Raw genomic sequence first — 18,523 nt, forward strand, 5'->3', positions numbered from 1 at the left:
GGCCGGCACCGTGTCGCTGTGCCTCGTCACCTGGAGGTGATGTCGACGATCTGCCAGACGCCGTCCTGCTGGTGGGCGGTGATGGAGAGCTGGGCGGCGGCCGTGGTGGCGGCCTTGCCCTCGCGCTCGTACACCTGGTCCAGGAAGACCAGCAGGTGGGCGCTGTCGCCGGTGAGCCGGGTGACCCCGGCGCGCACGACGTTGGTGGTGAGCGTCAGCTTCTGGTCGGCCGCCTGCTTCTCGACCTGCCCGAAGAGCGCCGCGTACTGCTTGAGCGCCGCTCCCGCCAGCAGGTGCTGGGCGGAGGCCTTCGTCGCGGTGGTGGTGGCCGGCGCGTACGAGAAGACCGTGGCGAGGGCGCTGCTGACGTCACCGGTGACGCGGTCGGTGGCGGCCGTGTCGGTCAGGGCCTGGTTGGCGGTGGCGGGGGTGTCCCGGATCTGCCGGCCGCGTACGAAGAGTCCGGTTCCGGCGGCGATCAGCAGGACGACCAGGGCGCCCGCGAGGACGCGCCGCCAGGGGGCCCTCACGCCGGGGGACGGCGCCCCGGACGCGGCCCCGTCCGTGGAGGCGTCCTGCACCGTGGCCGTGTCCTGCTCCGTGGCGGTGGGCGCCTCCTCGGAACGTTCCTCCACGTCCTGGCCGGTAACGCTCACCGCCGCCGCCTCTCCGCCACCGTGCTCGATGCTGTCGTGCTCGCCCCGGTCGTGCGGGGCCGCCGTGCCCGTCCGCACGCCGCTCATGTGGCCGCTCCGACCGGGATCGCGGTGAGCGCCTTGACCTTCCAGCCGTCGCCCGTACGCTCCAGGGCGGCCTCGAACCGTTTGCGTTCGGTGCCGGCCGCTCCGGTGCGCGGGGTGACCTTCACCTCGACGGTGGCGATCAGTTCCGCCGTACCGGCGCGTTCGTCGAGGGCTGTGAGCGCCGCGTCCCTGACCGTGCCCTTGGCGCTGGTGCCGGCCGACCGGAACGCGGCGGCGTCCTTGCTCCGGGTGCTCTTCAGCTGGTCGTGGAGCGGCCCGGCGGTGACGCTCAGCCAGCCGTCGAGCCCGGCGTCGATCTTCGCGGCATCGGTGCCGTCCATGCTGTTCAGCCGCGCCACCTGGCTCCGGCCTGCGGCCAGGGCGGCGTCCCGGCTCTTGGCGTACGGGACGGAGTCGTCGCTCCGGGCCGCCGCGTACGACCAGCCGCCCAGCGCGCAGACGAGCACGGCGGCGAGGAGGACCGCCCAGCCGCTGAGGTTCTTCGCCCGTACGCTCACGCGCCTCCCCCCAGTCCGAGCAGCCCGGCCATGGTGGTGGACGGGGCCGTGGAAGAGGTGGAGGAGACGGAGCCGGAGGAGAGCGCTCCGGGGAGGAGCGTGTCCGCCGCGGAGCCGGTCAGGGTCGTCACGGGCTTCACCGGGTCGGGGACCGCGCCGCCCTTCGGGGCGTTGGCCGGGCCCCGGACCTCGACGCCGGTGCCGGGGGACGCGGTGCAACGCGCCTTGGTGTTGACCGCCGGGCCCTGGGTGGTGTCGAGGCCGTTGCGGTAGACGGTGTCGCCGTATCCGGCGGTGCAGGGCAGGGGTTCGAAGAAGGTGACGGCCATACCGAACCGTGCGCCGTCCTCGTCCACCACGCTGGCTCCGGCGGCGGCCACGGCGGGCAGTTTCACCAGGAGTTCCTCGATGCCGCGCTGGCGGGTGACGGCGACCTCGGAGGTGGTGAGGAGGTTGGCGACCACCACGCCGAAGCCCGGGTCGAGGTCGCGCATGAGCGCGCTGAGCTGGGTCGCGGCACCGGGGGTGGCGGCGATCAGGCGGCGCAGGTCGCTGTCGGATCCCTTGAGTTCGGCGGCCAGGTCCTTCGCGCCGTCGGCGAATCCCTTGAGCGCGTCGCCCTGTTCGGCCTGGGTGCGCAGGACCGTCTCGCCGTCCTGCATCAGCTTGATGTTGGCGGGGAGTGCCTTGTCGGCGGCGTCGACGAACTCGCTGCCGGTGTCCAGCAGGACCTGGAGGTCGTCGCCCCGGCCGGCCAGTGCGGTGCCGAACTCGTCGACCACGGTGCGCAGCGATTCCAGGTCCACCGAGGACGCCAGGTCGTTGACGCTGACGAGGACGTCGGTGGGGGGTGCGGGGATGGCGGTGTCGGCCTGGTCGATCACCGATCCGTTGCCGAGGAACGGGCCGGTGGAGCGGGTGGGGCGCAGGTCGACGTACTCCTCGCCCACCGCCGAGAGGTTGGCGACGACGGCGGTGAGGCTGTCGGGGATGGGCGGGGAGTCGTTGTCGATGCGCAGTTCGGCCTCGACGCCCTCGTCGGTGAGTTCGATGGGGCCGACCCGGCCCACCGAGACGCCCCGGTAGGTGACGTTGGAGTGGGTGAAGAGGCCTCCGGTCTGCGGCAGTTGGACGGTGACGGTGTAGTAGTCGCGCAGTCCGACGTAGTGGCCGAGGTCGGCGTAGCGGAACCCGAGGAAGGCGAGGACGAGCACCGAGATCACGAGGAAGGCAATGTTCTTGAGGCGGATGGCCGTGGTGATCATCGGTCGCTCCCTGCGCTCGAAGCGGTCACCGAGGGAAGCGGCAGGGGCAGGGAGGCGAGGGACGCCGTCTCCGCCGTCGGGGTTTCCGGGGTGGTCGTCGCGTTCGGGTCGTACGGCGGGATGATCTGGGAGCCGGGGGCGGCGGTCATGTCCAGGTAGACGTTGAGGTAGTCGCCCTTGACGCCGCGCAGGACCTCGTCGGTGAACGGGTAGGTGGCGAGCACCTGGAGGGAGTCGGGCAGCGCGTCGCCGGAGTCGGCGAGCGCCTTGAGGGTGGGCGCGAGGGCCTTGAGGTCGGCGATCATGTCGGCCTTGCTCTTGTTGATCGTGTCGACGGCGACGGTGGACAGGGTGTCGAGCGAGCTCAGCATGGTCAGCAGCTGGCCGCGCTGGTCCTCCAGGACCTTGAGGCCGGGGCTGAGGCCGGTGAGGACGGTGCCGACGTCCTGCTTGCGGGTGGCGAGGGTGGCGGCGAGCCGGTTGACGCCGTCGAGGGCCTGGGTGATGTCCTCCTTGTGGTCGTCCAGGTCGGTGACGAGGGTGTCGACCCGCTGGAGCATCGACCGGATCTCCGGCTGCTGTCCGGTGAGCGCCTTGTTCAGCTCGGTGGTGATGGTCTTGAGCTGGCTGACCCCGCCCCCGTTGAGGAGCAGGGAGAGCGCGCCGAGGACCTCCTCGACCTCCGGGTTGCGGTTGGTGCGGTCGAGCGGGATGCGGTCGCCGTCCGCGAGGGCGCCCTCGGCCTTGCCTTCGGCGGGCGGGGAGAGCTGGACGAACTTCTCACCGAGGAGGCTGGACTGTTCGAGGTGGGCGAGGGCGTTGGCGGGGAGGTCGACGTTCCCGTTGATCCGCATGGTGACCTTCGCGGTCCAGCCGTCCCGGCCGAGCGCGATGCCGGTCACCCGGCCCACCGCCACGTCGTTGACCTTGACGGAGGACTGGGGGGCGAGGCTGAGTACGTCGGCGAACTCGGCGGTGATCTCGTACGGGTGGTCGCCGAGGTCGGCGCCGCCGGGCAGCGGGAGCTGCTCGATCCCGCTGAACGACGGTGCGTCGACCTGGGTGACGACGAGGACCAGGGCGACGCCCACCGCGGCCACTCCGGCCGCCCCGGCGATCACCCGGCCCCTGGGTCGGTACGCGGCCCTGCTCATCGGCCGGCCTCCTTCTGTTCGGTCCCGGAGCCCTCGGTCCCGGAGCCCTCGGTCCCGGAGCCCTCGGTACCAGTGGCCGTCTTCTCGGGCGTGCCGTAGACGGTGCCGACGGCGGGGAGCGGCAGGACGGGCAGTTCCGCCTGGCGGGAGGCGTCCACCGCGGCAAGTCCGCTCAGGGTCGCCGCGCCGTCGCTGCCGGATGCCGCGGTGCCGGTCATGGTGGCGCCGGCCGAGGGCTGGTCGGGGAAGTAGCCGCCCATGCTCAGCTCGTTGAGGTTGGTCCGTCCGTCCAGGGTGCGGTTGACGGGGTCGTACGCGTTGACGAGGTTGCCGGCCGTGAGCGGGAGGGTGTCCAAGGACTCGGCGAGCGACGCCCGTTGGTCGACGAGGATCTGGGTGAGCGGGACGAGCGCGTCGACGTTGGTCTTGAGCGACTCGCGGTTGTCCTCGATGAAGGTCTTCACCTGGCCGAGGGCGGTGGCGAGTTCGGACAGGGCGGCGCTCAGGTTCTCCTTGTCCTCGGCGAGGAAGCCGGTGACGGAGTTCAACTGCTGCTCGGCCGATCGGACTTCGCCGTCGTTGTCCTTGAGCATGGTGGTGAAGGACTGGAGGTAGGACAGGGTGTCGAAGAGGTCCGTGCTGCTCTTGTCGAGGGTCTTCGTCGCCTTGCCGAACTCCTCGATGGAGTCGCCGATGGCCTTGCCGTTGCCGTCGAGGTTCTTGGCCCCGGTGTCGAGGAGCCGGGCCAGCGCCCCGTTCGCGTTGGCGCCGTCCGGGCCGAGTGCGGTGGAGAGTTCGGTGATGGAGGCGTAGAGCTGGTCTACCTCGACGGGGGCGGCGTTGCCGTCGGCGGGGAGCACCGCGCCGTCGGCGAGGGTGGCGCCGCCGGTGTAGGCGGGCGCGAGCTGGATGTACCGGTCGGCGACGAGGCTGGGGGCGACGAGGACGGCGTGCGCCCCTTCGGGGACCTTGACGTCCTTGTCGACGCGGAGGGTGACCCGTACCTCCTGGCCCTGCGGTTCGACGGCGGTGACGCTGCCCACCTTGACGCCGAGGATGCGCAGGTCGGAGCCTGCGTAGACGCCGGTGGCGCGGTCGAAGTACGCGGTGACGGTGGTGGTGCCCTCCTGGTCGAGGGCCATCACTCCGGAGGTCGCCGCGACGGCCACGACCGCGAGTCCCGCGCCGATGCCGATGACGCGCGTGAGTCTCATCTTCAGCTGCCCCCTTCCTGTTTGGGCGGCATGCATCCGGTGGCCGGGGTCGCGTCGGCCGGCAGGTAGTTCTTGGGGACGACCCCGCAGACGTAGTTGTCGAACCAACGGCCGTTGCCGAGGGTGTTGCCGACGAGCCGGTTGTAGTCGCCGGCCATCGAGAGGACCTTGTCGAGGCTGTCCTCGTTCTTCACCAGGACGGCGGTGACCCTGCCGAGTGCGTCCAGGGTGGGCTTCAGCTGCTTGTTGTTGTCCTGGACGACGCCGGTGAGCTGGATGCCGAGGTTCTTGGTGCCGGTGAGCAGCTGGTGGATGGAGTCCCGGCGGGCCTGGATCTCACTCAGCAGGAGGTTGCCATCCTTCAGCAGCGTCTCGAAGGAGCTCTCCTTGGTGGAAAGGGTCTTGGTGAGCTGCTTGCTCGCCTTGAGCAGGGTGGCGAGTTCGGCGTCGCGCGCGGAGACCGTACGGGAGAGCGCGGAGAGGCCGTCGGCGGCGCTGCGGACGTGGGCCGGGGAGTCCTTGAAGGTGTCGGAGATCGCGTCGAAGCTCGCGGCGAGCTGGTCGGTCTCGATCTCGTCGATGGTCTCGCCGAGTCCGTTGAACGCCTGGGTGACGTCGTACGGGGAGGTGGTGCGGTCGGCCCCGATGCGGTGGGACGGGTCCTGGGAGGTGGTGCCCAGCGGGTCGACGGCGAGGTACTTGTCGCCGAGCAGGGTCTTGATGGCGATGCCGACGGTGCTGGAGTCTCCGATCCAGGCGTCCTTCACCCGGAAGGTGACCTTGACCTTGGCGCCGTCGAGCGAGACGCCGGTGACCTCGCCGACCTTCACGCCGGCGATGCGGACCTCGTCGCCGTCGGAGAGCCCGGCGGATTCGGAGAAGTCGGCGGTGTAGGTCGTGCCGCCGCCCACGAGGGGCAGCGCGTCGGCGTGGAAGGCGGCGAACCCGACGAGGCCGAGGACGACGAGCCCGGCGACCGAGACGGCGACGGGGTTGCGTTCCCGTATGGGGGTGATGTTCACGCCGTGCACCTCGGTTCGGTGATCGCGATACCGGTGGGCGGCTTGCTGCCGTCGCTGGTGGTGACCCCGGAGACCTTGGCCTCGCAGAGGTAGAGGTTCATCCACGACCCGTACGAGGTGAGGCGGGTGATCGCCTCCATCTTGGCCGGGGTCTTCGCCAGGAAGTTCTCGATCTCCGGTGTGGCGTCGGCGAGTTGGTCGGAGAGCCGGCCGACCTGCTTGATGCTGTCCTTGAGGGGCTTCCTGCCGTCCTCGAAGAGGTCGGCGGTGACGGTGGTGAGGGCGCCCATGGCGGTGACGGCCTCGCCGAGCGGCTTGCGGTCCCCGGCGAATCCGGTGACCAACTGCTGGAGCGTGTCGACCAGTTCGGTGAACCCGGCCTCGCGGTCGTTGACCGTCTTCAGCACCTCGTTGAGGTTCTTGATCACCTCGCCGATGACCTTGTCCTTGGCGGCCACGGTCGTGGTGAGCGAGCCGACGTGGCTGAGGATGCTGTCGACCGTGCCGCCCTCGCCCTGGAGCACCTGCACGATGGAGCCGGCGAGCTCGTTGACGTCGGGCGGCGAGAGGCCCTCGAAGAGCGGCTGGAAGCCGTTGAAGAGCTGGGTCAGGTCGAGCGCGGGGGTGGTGCGGGCGAGCGGGATGGTGGCCCCGGCCGCGAAGCTCCGGCCGACGGGCCCGGCGCCCTGGTCGAGGTCGATGTAGCGCTGGCCCACCATGTTGAGGTACTTGATGGACGCGGTGACCGAGGCGGGGAGCGTACGCCCCTTGCGTACGGCGAACCGGACTTCGGCGACCCGGCGGTCGGCGAGGCCGATGGACTCGACCTGGCCGACCTTGACCCCGGCGATGCGGACGCTGTCGCCGACGACGAGCCCGGTGGCGTCGGTGAACCGGGCCTTGTACGAAGTGGTGTCGCCCACACCGGTGTTGGCGATGGAGAGGGCGAGCACGGTGGTCGCCAGGGTCGTCACCAGGACGAAGACGATCGATTTCGTGAGGGGTCCCGCGAGGGAGCGGCGCTTCACTTGAGCTTCACCTCCGCACCGCGGAAGGCCGGACCGATGAGCACGCTGCTCCAGTCGGGCAGGTCCTGCGGCTGGACTTTCAGTGTGGGAGCGACGAGTTCGTTGACGAGCGCGCTCTCCTCGGGGGAGTTGGCGACGCCGAGGGAGCGTTCGCCGGCGGCTGCTCCGGTGCCGCTGTCCACGGCCGCGGAATCGGCGCCGGTGTCCGTTCCGCTGTCCGCCGCCACCAGGGTCTCGGCGGAGGGGGCGGCGGCGCCCAGGTACGGCACGGAGTAGCAGTGCGGGCCGCCGGTGGCCGTGTAGCTCGGGGTGTCGCGCCCGGCGACGTACTTCCCCTTGGACGGGACGGTCTTGAGGGTGACGTGCAGGCCGGGCTGGTCGGTGCCCTTGCCGAGCGCCTTGTCCATGGCGGGCACCATGCCGGCCATGGTGCGCAGGGTGCAGGGGTACTCGTCGGCGTACTTCGCGAGGAGTTCGAGGGTGGGACGCCCTGAGGCGGAGAGCCGGATGAGGTTGTCCTTGTTCTTCCGCAGGAAGGCGGTGACGTCCCTCGCGGAGGCGGTCGTCGTCCCGTACAGGCCCGCGAGTTCGGCCTCCTGGTCGGCGATGGTGCCGCTGGTGGTGGTGAAGTCGGTGAGCGCGTCGACCACGTCCGGCGCCGCGTCCGCGTAGACCGAGCTGACCTTCACCAGCTCCTGGATGTCCCGGTTGAGCGTGGGGAGTTGCGGGTTGAGCTTCTTCAGGTGGGCGTCCAGGGTGACGAGCGTGTCACCGAGCTTCTCGCCGCGTCCTTCGAGCGCCTGGGAGACGGCCGTGAGGGTGGCGGAGAGCTTCTCCGGCTTCACGGCGGTGAGCAGCGGCAGGACGTTGTCGAGCACCTGCTCCAGTTCGATGGCGTTGCTGGAACGGTCCTGCGGGATGACCGCCCCGGCGCGCAGCGGCTCCCCGGAGGACACCTGCGGCGGTACGAGGGCCACGAACCGCTCCCCGAAGAGGGTGGTGGGCAGCATCTGCGCGGTGACGTCGGCGGGGACCTGGTGCAGCTTGTCCGGGTCGATGGCGAGGGTGAGGCGGGCCCCGTCGCCGTCCGCGCTGATGGAGCGGACCTGGCCGACGACGACGCCGCGGAGCTTCACGTCGGCGTTGTCGTGCATCTCGTTGCCGACCGAGCCGGTGCGTACGGTCACGGTGGCGTCGTCCTGGAAGTCCTTCTCGTACACCGAGACCGAGACCCATACGAGCACGGCGGGCACCAGCAGGAAGGTGACCCCGGCGGCTCTGCGGCGTACCGTCTGCGCGTTCATCAGCCGGCCACCTTCACGGTCGTCGTGGCGCCCCAGATGGCGAGCGAGAGGAAGAAGTCGGTGACGCTGATCAGCACGATCGCGTTGCGCACCGAGCGGCCCACCGCGATGCCGACCCCGGCGGGGCCGCCTTCGGCGCGGAAGCCGTAGTAGCAGTGGGCGAGGATCACCAGCACGCTGAAGATCAGCACCTTGAGGACGGAGAGCAGCACGTCGTCCGGGGAGAGGAAGAGGTTGAAGTAGTGGTCGTAGGTGCCCTCGGACTGACCGTTGAAGAGGACGGTGACGTACCGGGAGGCGACGTACGAGGAGAGCAGCCCGATCGCGTAGAGCGGGATGATGGCGACGACGCCCGCGATGATCCGGGTGGTGACGAGGTAGGGCATCGAGCGGACGCCCATCGCCTCCAGCGCGTCGACCTCCTCGTTGATCCGCATCGCGCCGAGCTGGGCGGTGAAGCCGGCGCCGACGGTCGCGGAGAGCGCGAGTCCGGCCACCAGGGGTGCGATCTCACGGGTGTTGAAGTAGGCGGAGATGAAGCCGGTGAAGGCGGAGGTGCCGATCTGGTTGAGGGCGGCGTACCCCTGGAGGCCGACGACGGTCCCGGTGAAGAGCGTCATGGCGATCATCACGCCGATGGTGCCGCCGATGACCCCGAGGCCGCCGCTGCCGAAGGCGACCTCGGCGAGGAGGCGCTGCACCTCTTTGGTGTAGCGGCGCAGTGTGCGCGGGATCCAGATCAACGCACGGACGTAGAAGTTGAGTTGGTCGCCGGAGCGGTCGAGCCAGCTGAGCATGGACATCGGTCAGCCCCCCTTCGCGGGGACGATCTGGAGGTAGACCGCCGTGAGGACCATGTTCACGAAGAACAGCAGCATGAAGGTGATGACGACGGACTGGTTCACCGCGTCGCCGACGCCCTTGGGACCGCCGCGCGGGTTGAGGCCGCGGTAGGCGGCGACGATGCCGGCGAGGAAGCCGAAGATGAGGGCCTTGAACTCGCTGATCCAGAGGTCGGGCAGCTGGGCGAGCGCGGAGAAGCTGGCGAGGTAGGCGCCGGGGGTGCCGTCCTGCATGATCACGTTGAAGAAGTAGCCGCCGAGGGTGCCGACGACCGAGACCAGGCCGTTGAGCAGCAGGGCGACGAACATGGTGGCGAGGACGCGCGGGACGACGAGGCGCTGCACGGGCGAGACGCCCATGACCTCCATCGCGTCGAGCTCCTCGCGGATCTTGCGGGAGCCCAGGTCGGCGCAGATCGCGGAGCCGCCGGCGCCCGCGATGAGCAGCGCGACGATGAGCGGGCTGGCCTGCTGGATGACCGCGAGGACGCTGGCGCCGCCGGTGAAGGACTGGGCGCCGAGCTGCTGGGTGAGCGAGCCGACCTGGAGGGCGATGACCGCGCCGAACGGGATGGAGACGAGCGCGGCGGGCAGGATGGTGACGCTGGCGATGAACCAGAACTGCTCGATGAACTCCCGCGCCTGGAACGGGCGTCGGAAGACGGCCCGGGTCACCGCGATCCCGAGGGCGAAGAGCTTCCCGGTCTCCCGCAGCGGTGCGAGCAGCCGCGAGGGCTGCTTCTGCACGGGCTGCGGGGACGGTACGGGCGCGGGTGGCGGCTTCTGTGGCGGCTCGGCCGGCCGCACCGGTATCTCGGCGGTCACGGGCGCGCACCGCCGGTGGCCGTGGTCTGGCTGCGCAGGATGGCGTGCTGGGCGGCGACCGGCAGCTGGTGCATCATCGCGGCGACCCGCTCGCGGCGGCGCAGGGCGCCCTGCCGTACGGGCATCCCGGGCGAGGGTTCCAGCTGCGGGACGACGCCGCGCGGCCCCTGGCCGGCGTAGCCGCCGGGGCCGTGGCCGTCGGAGGCTTCGGCGGCGAGCAGGGCGGCGTCCTTCTCCTCGGACATGCCGATGGGTCCCTCGCGGCGGCCCGAGAGGAACTGTGAGACCACCGGCAGGTCGCTGGTGAGCAGCACCTCGCGCGGGCCGAAGGTGACGAGGTTGCGGGAGAAGAGCATCCCCATGTTGTCGGGGACGGTGGCCGCGATGTCGAGGTTGTGGGTGACGATCAGCATCGTCGCGTCGATCTGCGCGTTGAGGTCGATCAGGAGCTGCGAGAGGTAGGCGGTGCGCACCGGGTCGAGGCCGGAGTCCGGCTCGTCGCAGAGGATGATCTGCGGGTCCAGGACCAGGGCGCGGGCCAGGCCGGCCCGCTTGCGCATGCCGCCCGAGATCTCCCCGGGCAGTTTACCCTCGGCACCGAGGAGGCCGACGATGTCGATGCGTTCCATGACGATGCGACGGATCTCGGATTCCGTCTTGCGCGTGTGCTCGCGCAGCGGGAAGGCGATGTTGTCGAAGAGGGACATCGAGCCGAAAAGGGCGCCGTCCTGGAACATGAGCCCGAAGAGTTTCCGGGTCTCGTAGATGTCCCGCTCGGGGCTGTTCACCATGTCGACACCGTTGATGAGGACGCGTCCCCGTTCGGGCTTGAGGAGCCCGATGATGGATTTCAGGAACACGGTCTTCCCGGTGCCGGACGGCCCGAGCATGACACTGACCTCACCGGCGGGAAGCGTGAGTGACACATCCTGCCAGATGTTCTGTCTGCCGAAAGACTTGGTAAGGCCTTCGACGACGACTTCGATTCCCATCCCACCTCCTGCATGCACTCACGAAGTGACAGAAATGCGCCGACGGGCGCACGTTAAGTTCACGGACGCCACCAGGACAAGCCCTCGAACAGTCAAGAGGCCAAAGATCGGCACACTTGTCATCGAGTGACAAAACCCGGTGGCAATCTTGTTCTTTTCTGCGTACTCACCACGGACGGCACAGGCGGGGGATCCCCGCCCCGTGAAGCCGGGGTCGAGGTGCCCCCGAGGGGCGAGAGTCCGGGCCGCAGGGGGGTGGCGGGACGGTGGGCTCCCGGGAGGGAAGACCGGTGCGGCGGGCCGCTCCGGGTTCCGATCCCGCACGTGACGGCGGAGACCCGCACACTTCGCCGGGTGCTCACGGGGCGAGGCTACGGGCGGGTAACCTGGCAGGCAATACACGTCGTCCAAGTTTTCCCGGCCAAACCTACGGCCCCGTATTTCTGCGCGAGAAGTGAGCAGTTCGGCCGTCAGAACTATTCCCGGGTGACAATTTTCCCGTCGCCCGACCCTCCGTCCAGTCGCATCACCGCACGTCACGCCCGCCCCGTGCGGTATGCGCCGGCCGGACGACCCTCACAAACGGAAACCCGGGCTCCGCATTTCACGGGATGAGCTCTCCGCTCACCATCTGACAAGAATGGCCGGATAAGCACTCACCCAGGCACGAGAACAAGGCCGCCTTCGAGGATTGTCAAACGCCGCCATTGTGCACCGGTGTGACCCGCCAGTAACGTCACGGCTCGGTGATAAGAGCGGAGCCACTCGGGAGCAGATCCCATCGAAACAGCGCTCATTTCACCGTAGCGATTCTCGTCGCCGCCGGAGCCGCTTCCCTCGGCGGACGCACCGCCCGTTCTCAGCGCCCCATTCACCGGGCGCTTTCCGAGCAACTCCGCGCATGCCGCCGCCCGTACGGCGGCTGCCGTCAAAGGGGATGACATGAGAGCCACTTCGAACCGGACGCGCATGGGACTGCTGGCCGGCCTCACCGCCCTCGGCGCCTTCGCGTCCATGGGGTCCGCCACCGCCGCCACGACCCTCAACGGCAACTGGGCCTCCTTCACCCGGTGCCCGGTGGACTCGGCCGCCATGCTGGCCGCCGACGGCGCCACGGACACCGCGGTCTGCGTCTCCTCGCACTCCGCGAGCGGCACCATCAAGCTCGGCAACACCGTGGTCCCGTTCGGCGCGAGCGACCTCCAGCTCGGCGTGGTGACCCACCCCAACAACACCTCGACGGCGGTCTCTCCGGCAGGCGGCGCGCTGGTCGCGGCGCCCGCCGACATCCCCGGAGGTCTCCTCGGGCTGATGTGCCCGAGCGACATATTCGTCATCACCGGCATCTGCAACAGCCTCGCCGACGTCAACCTCAACCGGGTGACCGCCACCATCGAGTCCGTCAACAACCCCTCGGACTTCCAGCTCCTGGCCGGCCTCGGCACCACCACGCCGATCATCACCCTGCCGGTCCGCATCCACCTGACCAACCCGCTGCTGGGCGACAACTGCTACATCGGCAGCTCGTCCGCCCCGATCCTGCTGCACCCGAAGAACTCGACGCTGCCCTCGATCGGCTCCTTCCAGTTCAACGGGGACGGCTCCGACAACCCCGAGGGCGTGCTGGGCCGCATCAGCCTCGCGGGCGCCACGCAGTCGGACACCACCTTCGCCGCTCCCGGTGCCAACGGCTGCGGTCTCGGGCTGCTCAACTGGGCGGTCAACCTCAAGACGGGCCTGCCCGCCGCCGCCGGCACCAACAGCCTGACGCTGAACAACGCGCAGACGAACGTCGTCACCATCAACGACCCGGGCGCCGCCGCCCCGAACGCCGGCAAGGACCTGTCCCGGTACTGGCACTCGGCCGTGAAGTAGGGCCTTTCGTCCGGATCGGGCTGGGCTCAGCCCGATCCGGACAGCCCTGGCTCTCCCCGCATGGCTGAACGACAGTGGGGCCAACCTCGGTTCGAGGGTGGCCCCACTGTCGTACGTGTCCTCCCGTCACGAGACCTGGATGGTCTGGTGCGGGTTGACGGCGTAGTCGGCGTCGAAGTCTGTCGGATCGCCCGCCTGGAGCAGGCCCAGGCAGTTGGCCGCGCTCACCGTCATGGTGGAGCCGTCGATGACCAGATGTCCGGTGTCATTCTCGTAGTGGCCGGTCAGGCTGCCCCCGAAATTCGCCGTGCAGCCGGTTCCCGTCATACGGAAGGCCAGCCCGCTCACGGAGACGCCGACCCAGGTGGGCCGGCCCGCCACTGCCCCGGTCGCGGTGAGCGGCCGGGCGCCCGACGTCAGGGTGATGCTGTAGGCGATGCCGGCGAGCGTGCACCCGCTGAACGCCACGGAGCTCACCGTTCCGACCACGCTTCCCACGGGCGCCGGTACGAAGGATCCGGCCACGTCGGTCGCGGAGCAGTAGAACGACATCGCGGGCCAGGCCCAGGTCGCGGGTACGCCGTGTCCCGAGAAGGCACCCCCCGGAGTCACCGCACAGGAGGCGGAAGCCGTCGCCGACGCGGAGGTCGCCGTCAGCGCCATCGCCGCGGACAGCGCGGCCACGAGCATGCTTGTGTTTCTCCTGCGTCTTCTCATGGTGCGGTTCTCCTCAGGGGATCAGCCGACGACGGGCGTGGGGCTTCCGGGCAGCTGGGGGATCAGCGGAGGACAGTTCCAGTACTCCGGGTCCGCGTCCGGGACGCACATGTTGGCCTGGTTCATCGCGATGGTGTTTCCCGGCCCGGAAATCGACGCGGTGAACAACGCGTCCAGATCCTCACCGCCGGTACCGCAACCGGAGAACGCGGGAATGTCCAGTGTTCCGTTGAGCGCACCGCCCATGAGCACGTTCAGGTAGCGCGGCTCCTTCGTGAAATCACCGCGGAGTACCACCTTGTACGGCTTCGAGGTCCGGCAGTCGGGTCCCACGTCGAGGGGGACACCGTTCACCTTCACGTCGTGCAACCTCATCGACTGGGTGAAGGAGGCTACCGCGAAGTTGCTCATCATCCCCCCGATCGGCATCACCGAGCCGGTGGAGATGGTCATGGGTCCGGTATCGAACGACACCTTGGCGGAGACGGGCTGGAAGCCGAACGCGAGGAACGTCGATTCGGCATCGGGAAGGTCGATGCGGGCGGTCGAGTCGAGCTGTACGTAGTAGCCGCCCTCCGCCGTCGGCATCCGGACGGTGGTCCGTCTGTTGGCGGTCGCGGTGATCAATACCGGCTTCTTCTCAGGATCATTGATGATCATGGACCCGTTGAGCTTCTTGACGGTCGCCACCCCCGCCGCGTACCCACAGACCTTCTGAGGGAACGGCGAGTTCATCACGATCGGTGGCGCGCCCGCCGGCATCGGGTCGACGTCGCTCGTGTCCAGGTCCCCCAGGGGCATCTCCGCAGGGCAGAAGGCCGACCCGTCCACGGGAGGCTCCACCGGGGGCTCCTCGCCGGGGTCACCCGGGTCCTCCCCACCGCCCTCCCCGGGGTCGGTCTCTCCGCCCGGGTCCGGCGTGCCCGCGTCCGGCACCTGGACCGTCGCCAGCAGGCCCGCCTCCCCCTCGGAACGGTCACAGGTCAGGGTCACCGGTTCGGCCGGCGTCTCCTCGCCTTCAGCGGCCGGGACGCTCAGTCCGAGGGTCAACTGCCCTGCTGTCAGAGTCACGTCACCGGCCGCGCTGACGGTGACCGAGGGGACCTCACCCGTGTGCGCGAGCCGCACCTTCCCGTTCTCGTCGCCGGCCAGCGGCGTGGCGGGCGCGGCGAACTGGGCCCACTGCGCCTGGGCCGTCTGGTCGTTCTGCACCACGTCCACGTCGAGTGTCGCGGTGCTGACGACCTCGGTGGCCCCCTCCGGCAACAGTTGTGCGAGATCTGCGGCCTCGAAGTCGGCCGTCATGCTCACGTCCGCGGGTGACATCGGCACATCCACCTCGCCGGTGGCCGGAAACGTCCCCCGCACCTCCAACGGCACCTGGACCGTTCCCGAGGGCAGATCGCAGTCGTACGTCACCACGGCGCTGGCGTCCACGTCGTCGGCCGCCGACCCCGGACCGCTCAGCAGTCCGGCGATGGTGGCGACGGCCGCGACGGATGCCAGACGTACGGATCGCCGCGAGGCGGTCGCCGATGTCTTCTCGCTCATCCTGGCCCTGTCTTTCGCTGGGATTGTGGAATGCTGCCCGCTCCGGAGCGGGCAGCGCCCGCCGGACACCGCCCGGCCGATCGCAGAACGCACGATCCGGACCGACGGTGGCAGGGTCGCTGCTCACCGTCGGCCCGGAGGCTCATGTGCCGTGGGAGTACCAGGTCGTGTGTCGAAAGTGGCGCCGTCCGCCCGGAGGGCGGGTCCGGCGGCGTCCGGTGCGTGCGATCGCAAGGCGGAGGGTCACTCCGATACTGGATGTATCGGGGTGATCCCGACAACGCTGCGAGCGTGCGTGCCGGGCGTCGCAGGACAGGCGGGACTTCCGACACACGGCCTAGGAGATCACCGGGTGGGTGTTCACCAGGTAGTTCCCGGTGAAGGCGGCCGCGTCGTTGACGTTGATGAGGCCGAGGCAGTTCGCGGCCGTGGCCTTGAGCGTGCCGGTGCCGTTCAGGCCCAGCACCCAGGTGCTGTTGTTGTAGGTGCCGTTGACCGTGCCCGCGAAGGTCGCGGTGCAGCCGACGCCGGCGATCTTCGCCGAGACGTTGCTGACGTTGCCGGTCACGATGCTGCCGCTCTTGGACGTGGCGTTGATGTTCCACGGCGTGACGTTCATCGTCACGGTGAAGCTCAGACCCGCCAGGTTGCAGCCGGTGAAGGTGATCGCGCCGATGGTGCCGACCGTGTTGGTGGTGCTCGACGCCAGGTTGCCGGTCGCGGTGCTGGACGTGCAGATGAGCGTGGCGAGCGGGACGCTCAGCGTCGGGCTGGACGCGGTGGCGGAGTAGGCGCCGGACGGGGTGACCGTCCACGGTGCCTGGACACCGGCCGAAGCGGACGAGACGGTCATGCCGAGGGCGGCGCCACCGGCGGCGAGGACGACGGCGGCTCTACGGGCAAGGGTGTTCACGATGGATTCCCTTCGGGGGAGAGTATCCCGATCCGGACATACTCGTCTCCGGAAAGAGGCGGTAATCCGGGGGGACAAGGGTGGTGTGAAGTGACGGCCCGCCCTGACGGACCGCTCGACCGCTTGCGTTCGACGATGACGCTACGGGCGGGTAACGTGCCTCCGCAACAGCCTTGCTGAAGAAATTCCGGAAGAGTGTTTTTCGGCCGGTCTTTTATTGGACGGCGAGCAAGTGCCGACCACGTGCCGCCCCGTTCTTGTCGAAAAGTGAGCAACCGCGCGCTCCGCGAGATCGTGTCACCAACCCTCATCGGGCCGGCCCACGCCCCCATTGCTCACAACTTCCCATGTCAGAGCGGGATGCCGGACAGCGGGAGGCCCGTCCGGATCAAGCCTCAGCACCGGCGCACCCGTGAGCGATGATTGATGATTGATCGGTCCGACATCGCTCCTCAGGCGGAATTAGTACGGACCGCCGAGGAATGCGCACCGCACCTTCGGATCTCTCCCGTTCCGGTAAAGCACCGCGGAATTGTGGCTCGCGTGCGCTATCACGCGGGCAGCAGCGGCATTCCCGGGCGGATTCGAGCCCAAGCCCTTCCGGGAAGAGGACTGACGGATTCCGGGTCGTCAGTGGCTCAAAGTCGCCACCGGCATAGTCACTCCGCGTACTTCCCGTCGTCTCACCGGTGTCCACGCGCTCGGACGTGCTCTATGTTCAAGATTCCAATGGGTACGCACCTGGCGGCATGTGGGAGCGCCCTCCCCCCTGCCCGCCGCCGTCGGGGCACGGGAGAGCTAGGGGTAAAGCAACATGCCGGCAGTCTCGCAGCCCTCGGACCTCGGGGAACCTCTGGGACCACTGCCCCAGGAGTTCGCCGCGATCGTCCGCCCCGAACTCCCGAGCCTCATCCGGGAGATAGGCCTGGAGGTCACCCGCGCCTACCCGGAGTACGCGCGGCTCTTCGACAGCCCGCACGGCGAGGGCATCCGGGTCGGCCTGGAACAGAGCATCTCCGTCTTCGTCGAACAGGTGGCGCGGCCGTCCGCGCCCACCCCGTTGCGGGACGAGATGTGCAGGCGGTTCGGCCGGTTCGAGGCGTACGAGGGCAGGGGCCTCGACCAGCTCCAGGGGGCCTACCGCCTCGGTGCCCGTATCGCCTTGCGCCGGGCGAAGAAGGTGGGACGGCGTTACAACCTCTCCCCCACCATGATGCTGACCTTCGCGGACGCCCTGTTCACCTACGTCGACGAGCTCGAATCCCTCTCCCGCGAGGGATACTTGGAGGTACGGGCCGCCACCGACGACCACACCGAGACGCTCCGCCGCCGCCTGCTGCACCTGATCCTCACGGGCCGCCCGGCCCCCCGCAGCGCGATCGCCGAACTCTGCGAGCAGACGGGCTGGACCATGCCGGAGGAGGTGACCCTGGTCGCCCTGCGCCCCTCCCCCGACCTGGGGCGGCTCGCGCTGGACCGCGACGTGCTGGCCGACCTGACGGATCCTCAGCCGAACATGCTCATTCCGGGCCCGATCGACGACGCGCGAAGACGCATGCTCGACCACGCGTTACTGGGCGCGCACGCGGCGGTCGGCCTGACCGTCCCGCCGTCCCACGCCCCGGACTCGATCCGCTGGGCCCGCCGGCTCCTCGAGCTGGTGGACACGGGTGTGATCGACGACGCCCCGCTGGTGCTGGCGGAGGACCACCTCATCACCCTGTGGCTGCTCTCCGACACAGCTCTGCTGGACCAGCTGTCGAAGCGGGAGCTGGCCCCGGTCTCCGCCCTCAGCGCCACCCGCCGGGAGCGGCTGATCGAGACCCTGCGGATCTGGCTCGACACCCGGGGGACCGCGGCCCACATGGGCGAACTGCTCGACGTCCACCCGCAGACGGTCCGTTACCGCATGCGGAGCCTGGAGTCCCTGTTCGGCGAGCAACTGGTCGACCCCGAGAGCCGTTTCTCCACCGAGGCCGTCCTGCGGGCGCTCCGTCTCCGCTCCCGCGGCGGCGACGGCACCCCACGACGGTGACAACCACCACAAACCGCGCGACGAGTCAACTTACCCCCGAGTAAGGGGAAATAGCCGGTCAGTCCCAAACGGTTGCGGCAACAAGACGGTTCCGACGAGAAACCCGGACCCGTGTGCCGTACACAAGGAGACGCGGGATGCCCTTCGGGGCGACCACGACCGTAGCGCCTCCTGCCGACCGACCGAGAGGGAACCCCCATGCCCGCCTCACACCTCCTCGTACCCGTTCCGATTCCGGACAGCGTCGCGGCGCTGATCGGCGCCTGCGTCCCGGCGCACGTACTGCAGGCCGAGTTCGACGCCGACTGCGCGGCGCGCGAGGTCCGCAGGTTCCGCGGCCCGCTGCTGGGCGTCGAGGACCAGGCCGACCGCGAACAGGCACTCTCCGACCTCGCGCGCGCCAACAAGGTGCTCGCCGCCCACCATCCGGGGCTGACGGTCCGTCCGGGTCCCTGGTACTGACGCCCCGCCTCCCACGTCTCCGCAGGAGCCTCCCGCCGGGCGCTTGCGAACGGCATGACGACG

General features: G+C 69.5%; 17 protein-coding genes. 3 read left to right on the forward strand and 14 right to left on the reverse strand.

What is annotated here, in order from left to right; all coding sequences use genetic code 11:
* Positions 1-26: 26 nt before the first annotated feature.
* Genes ACWCWD_RS23980 through ACWCWD_RS24030 form a run of 11 tightly spaced genes read right to left on the reverse strand, consistent with a single transcriptional unit; the run spans position 27 to position 10,907 of the window.
* Positions 27-743: a hypothetical protein gene (locus ACWCWD_RS23980; RefSeq protein ID WP_450775425.1), complete on the reverse strand. Its 717-nt coding sequence runs from the start codon at positions 741-743 to the stop codon at positions 27-29.
* Positions 740-1,261: a hypothetical protein gene (locus ACWCWD_RS23985; RefSeq protein WP_450775426.1), complete on the reverse strand. Its 522-nt coding sequence runs from the start codon at positions 1,259-1,261 to the stop codon at positions 740-742. Before ACWCWD_RS23985 ends, ACWCWD_RS23980 begins: the two co-directional genes overlap by 4 nt.
* Entirely contained in the window at positions 1,258-2,526 is a 1,269-nt protein-coding gene (locus ACWCWD_RS23990; RefSeq protein ID WP_450775427.1) for an MCE family protein, read from the reverse strand. The genes ACWCWD_RS23985 and ACWCWD_RS23990 overlap by 4 nt, the downstream gene beginning before the upstream one ends.
* On the reverse strand, positions 2,523-3,680 hold the full coding sequence (locus ACWCWD_RS23995; protein ID WP_450775429.1) for an MCE family protein: 1,158 nt from the start codon (positions 3,678-3,680) through the stop codon (positions 2,523-2,525). Before ACWCWD_RS23995 ends, ACWCWD_RS23990 begins: the two co-directional genes overlap by 4 nt.
* Positions 3,677-4,894, reverse strand: a complete 1,218-nt coding sequence (locus tag ACWCWD_RS24000; RefSeq protein ID WP_450775431.1) for an MCE family protein — start codon at positions 4,892-4,894, stop codon at positions 3,677-3,679. Before ACWCWD_RS24000 ends, ACWCWD_RS23995 begins: the two co-directional genes overlap by 4 nt.
* 2 nt (positions 4,895-4,896) lie before the next feature.
* Positions 4,897-5,916: an MCE family protein gene (locus ACWCWD_RS24005; RefSeq protein WP_450775433.1), complete on the reverse strand. Its 1,020-nt coding sequence runs from the start codon at positions 5,914-5,916 to the stop codon at positions 4,897-4,899.
* On the reverse strand, positions 5,913-6,944 hold the full coding sequence (locus tag ACWCWD_RS24010; protein ID WP_450775435.1) for an MCE family protein: 1,032 nt from the start codon (positions 6,942-6,944) through the stop codon (positions 5,913-5,915). The genes ACWCWD_RS24005 and ACWCWD_RS24010 overlap by 4 nt, the downstream gene beginning before the upstream one ends.
* The gene (locus tag ACWCWD_RS24015; RefSeq protein WP_450775437.1) at positions 6,941-8,248 is read right to left on the reverse strand and encodes an MCE family protein; all 1,308 of its coding nucleotides are present in this window, start codon (positions 8,246-8,248) and stop codon (positions 6,941-6,943) included. Before ACWCWD_RS24015 ends, ACWCWD_RS24010 begins: the two co-directional genes overlap by 4 nt.
* Complete coding sequence (locus ACWCWD_RS24020) at positions 8,248-9,051, reverse strand: MlaE family ABC transporter permease (protein ID WP_327179132.1); 804 nt, start codon at positions 9,049-9,051, stop codon at positions 8,248-8,250. Before ACWCWD_RS24020 ends, ACWCWD_RS24015 begins: the two co-directional genes overlap by 1 nt.
* Positions 9,052-9,054: 3 nt before the next feature.
* A complete protein-coding gene (locus ACWCWD_RS24025; protein WP_450775440.1) occupies positions 9,055-9,915 on the reverse strand; it encodes an MlaE family ABC transporter permease in 861 nt (286 codons plus the stop codon).
* On the reverse strand, positions 9,912-10,907 hold the full coding sequence (locus ACWCWD_RS24030; RefSeq protein ID WP_450775442.1) for an ABC transporter ATP-binding protein: 996 nt from the start codon (positions 10,905-10,907) through the stop codon (positions 9,912-9,914). The genes ACWCWD_RS24025 and ACWCWD_RS24030 overlap by 4 nt, the downstream gene beginning before the upstream one ends.
* Positions 10,908-11,849: 942 nt before the next feature.
* On the opposite strand from ACWCWD_RS24030, the gene ACWCWD_RS24035 reads away from it, so the two are divergent.
* Positions 11,850-12,782, forward strand: coding sequence for a hypothetical protein (locus ACWCWD_RS24035; RefSeq protein ID WP_450775444.1), 933 nt, complete (start codon positions 11,850-11,852; stop codon positions 12,780-12,782).
* Between the two features lie 126 nt (positions 12,783-12,908).
* On the opposite strand, the gene ACWCWD_RS24040 is transcribed toward ACWCWD_RS24035, so the two are convergent.
* The 3 genes from ACWCWD_RS24040 to ACWCWD_RS24050 all read right to left on the reverse strand — a co-directional run bounded on the left by ACWCWD_RS24040 (position 12,909) and on the right by ACWCWD_RS24050 (position 15,963).
* Positions 12,909-13,472 carry a hypothetical protein gene (locus ACWCWD_RS24040; RefSeq protein WP_450775445.1) on the reverse strand — a complete coding sequence of 188 codons (564 nt, stop codon included), beginning with the start codon at positions 13,470-13,472 and terminating at the stop codon, positions 12,909-12,911.
* Positions 13,473-13,520: 48 nt separating this feature from the next.
* Entirely contained in the window at positions 13,521-15,050 is a 1,530-nt protein-coding gene (locus ACWCWD_RS24045) for a DUF6801 domain-containing protein (protein WP_450775447.1), read from the reverse strand.
* A gap of 337 nt (positions 15,051-15,387) precedes the next feature.
* Positions 15,388-15,963 carry a hypothetical protein gene (locus ACWCWD_RS24050; protein WP_450775449.1) on the reverse strand — a complete coding sequence of 192 codons (576 nt, stop codon included), beginning with the start codon at positions 15,961-15,963 and terminating at the stop codon, positions 15,388-15,390.
* An 814-nt stretch (positions 15,964-16,777) separates the two neighbouring features.
* Here ACWCWD_RS24050 and ACWCWD_RS24055 point away from each other — a divergent pair.
* Both ACWCWD_RS24055 and ACWCWD_RS24060 read left to right on the forward strand, forming a co-directional pair.
* Positions 16,778-17,998: a PucR family transcriptional regulator gene (locus tag ACWCWD_RS24055; RefSeq protein WP_450775451.1), complete on the forward strand. Its 1,221-nt coding sequence runs from the start codon at positions 16,778-16,780 to the stop codon at positions 17,996-17,998.
* Positions 17,999-18,196: 198 nt separating this feature from the next.
* A complete protein-coding gene (locus tag ACWCWD_RS24060) occupies positions 18,197-18,460 on the forward strand; it encodes a hypothetical protein (protein WP_450775453.1) in 264 nt (87 codons plus the stop codon).
* Positions 18,461-18,523: the final 63 nt, after the last annotated feature.

This window comes from Streptomyces sp. NPDC001493, from assembly GCF_053597235.1.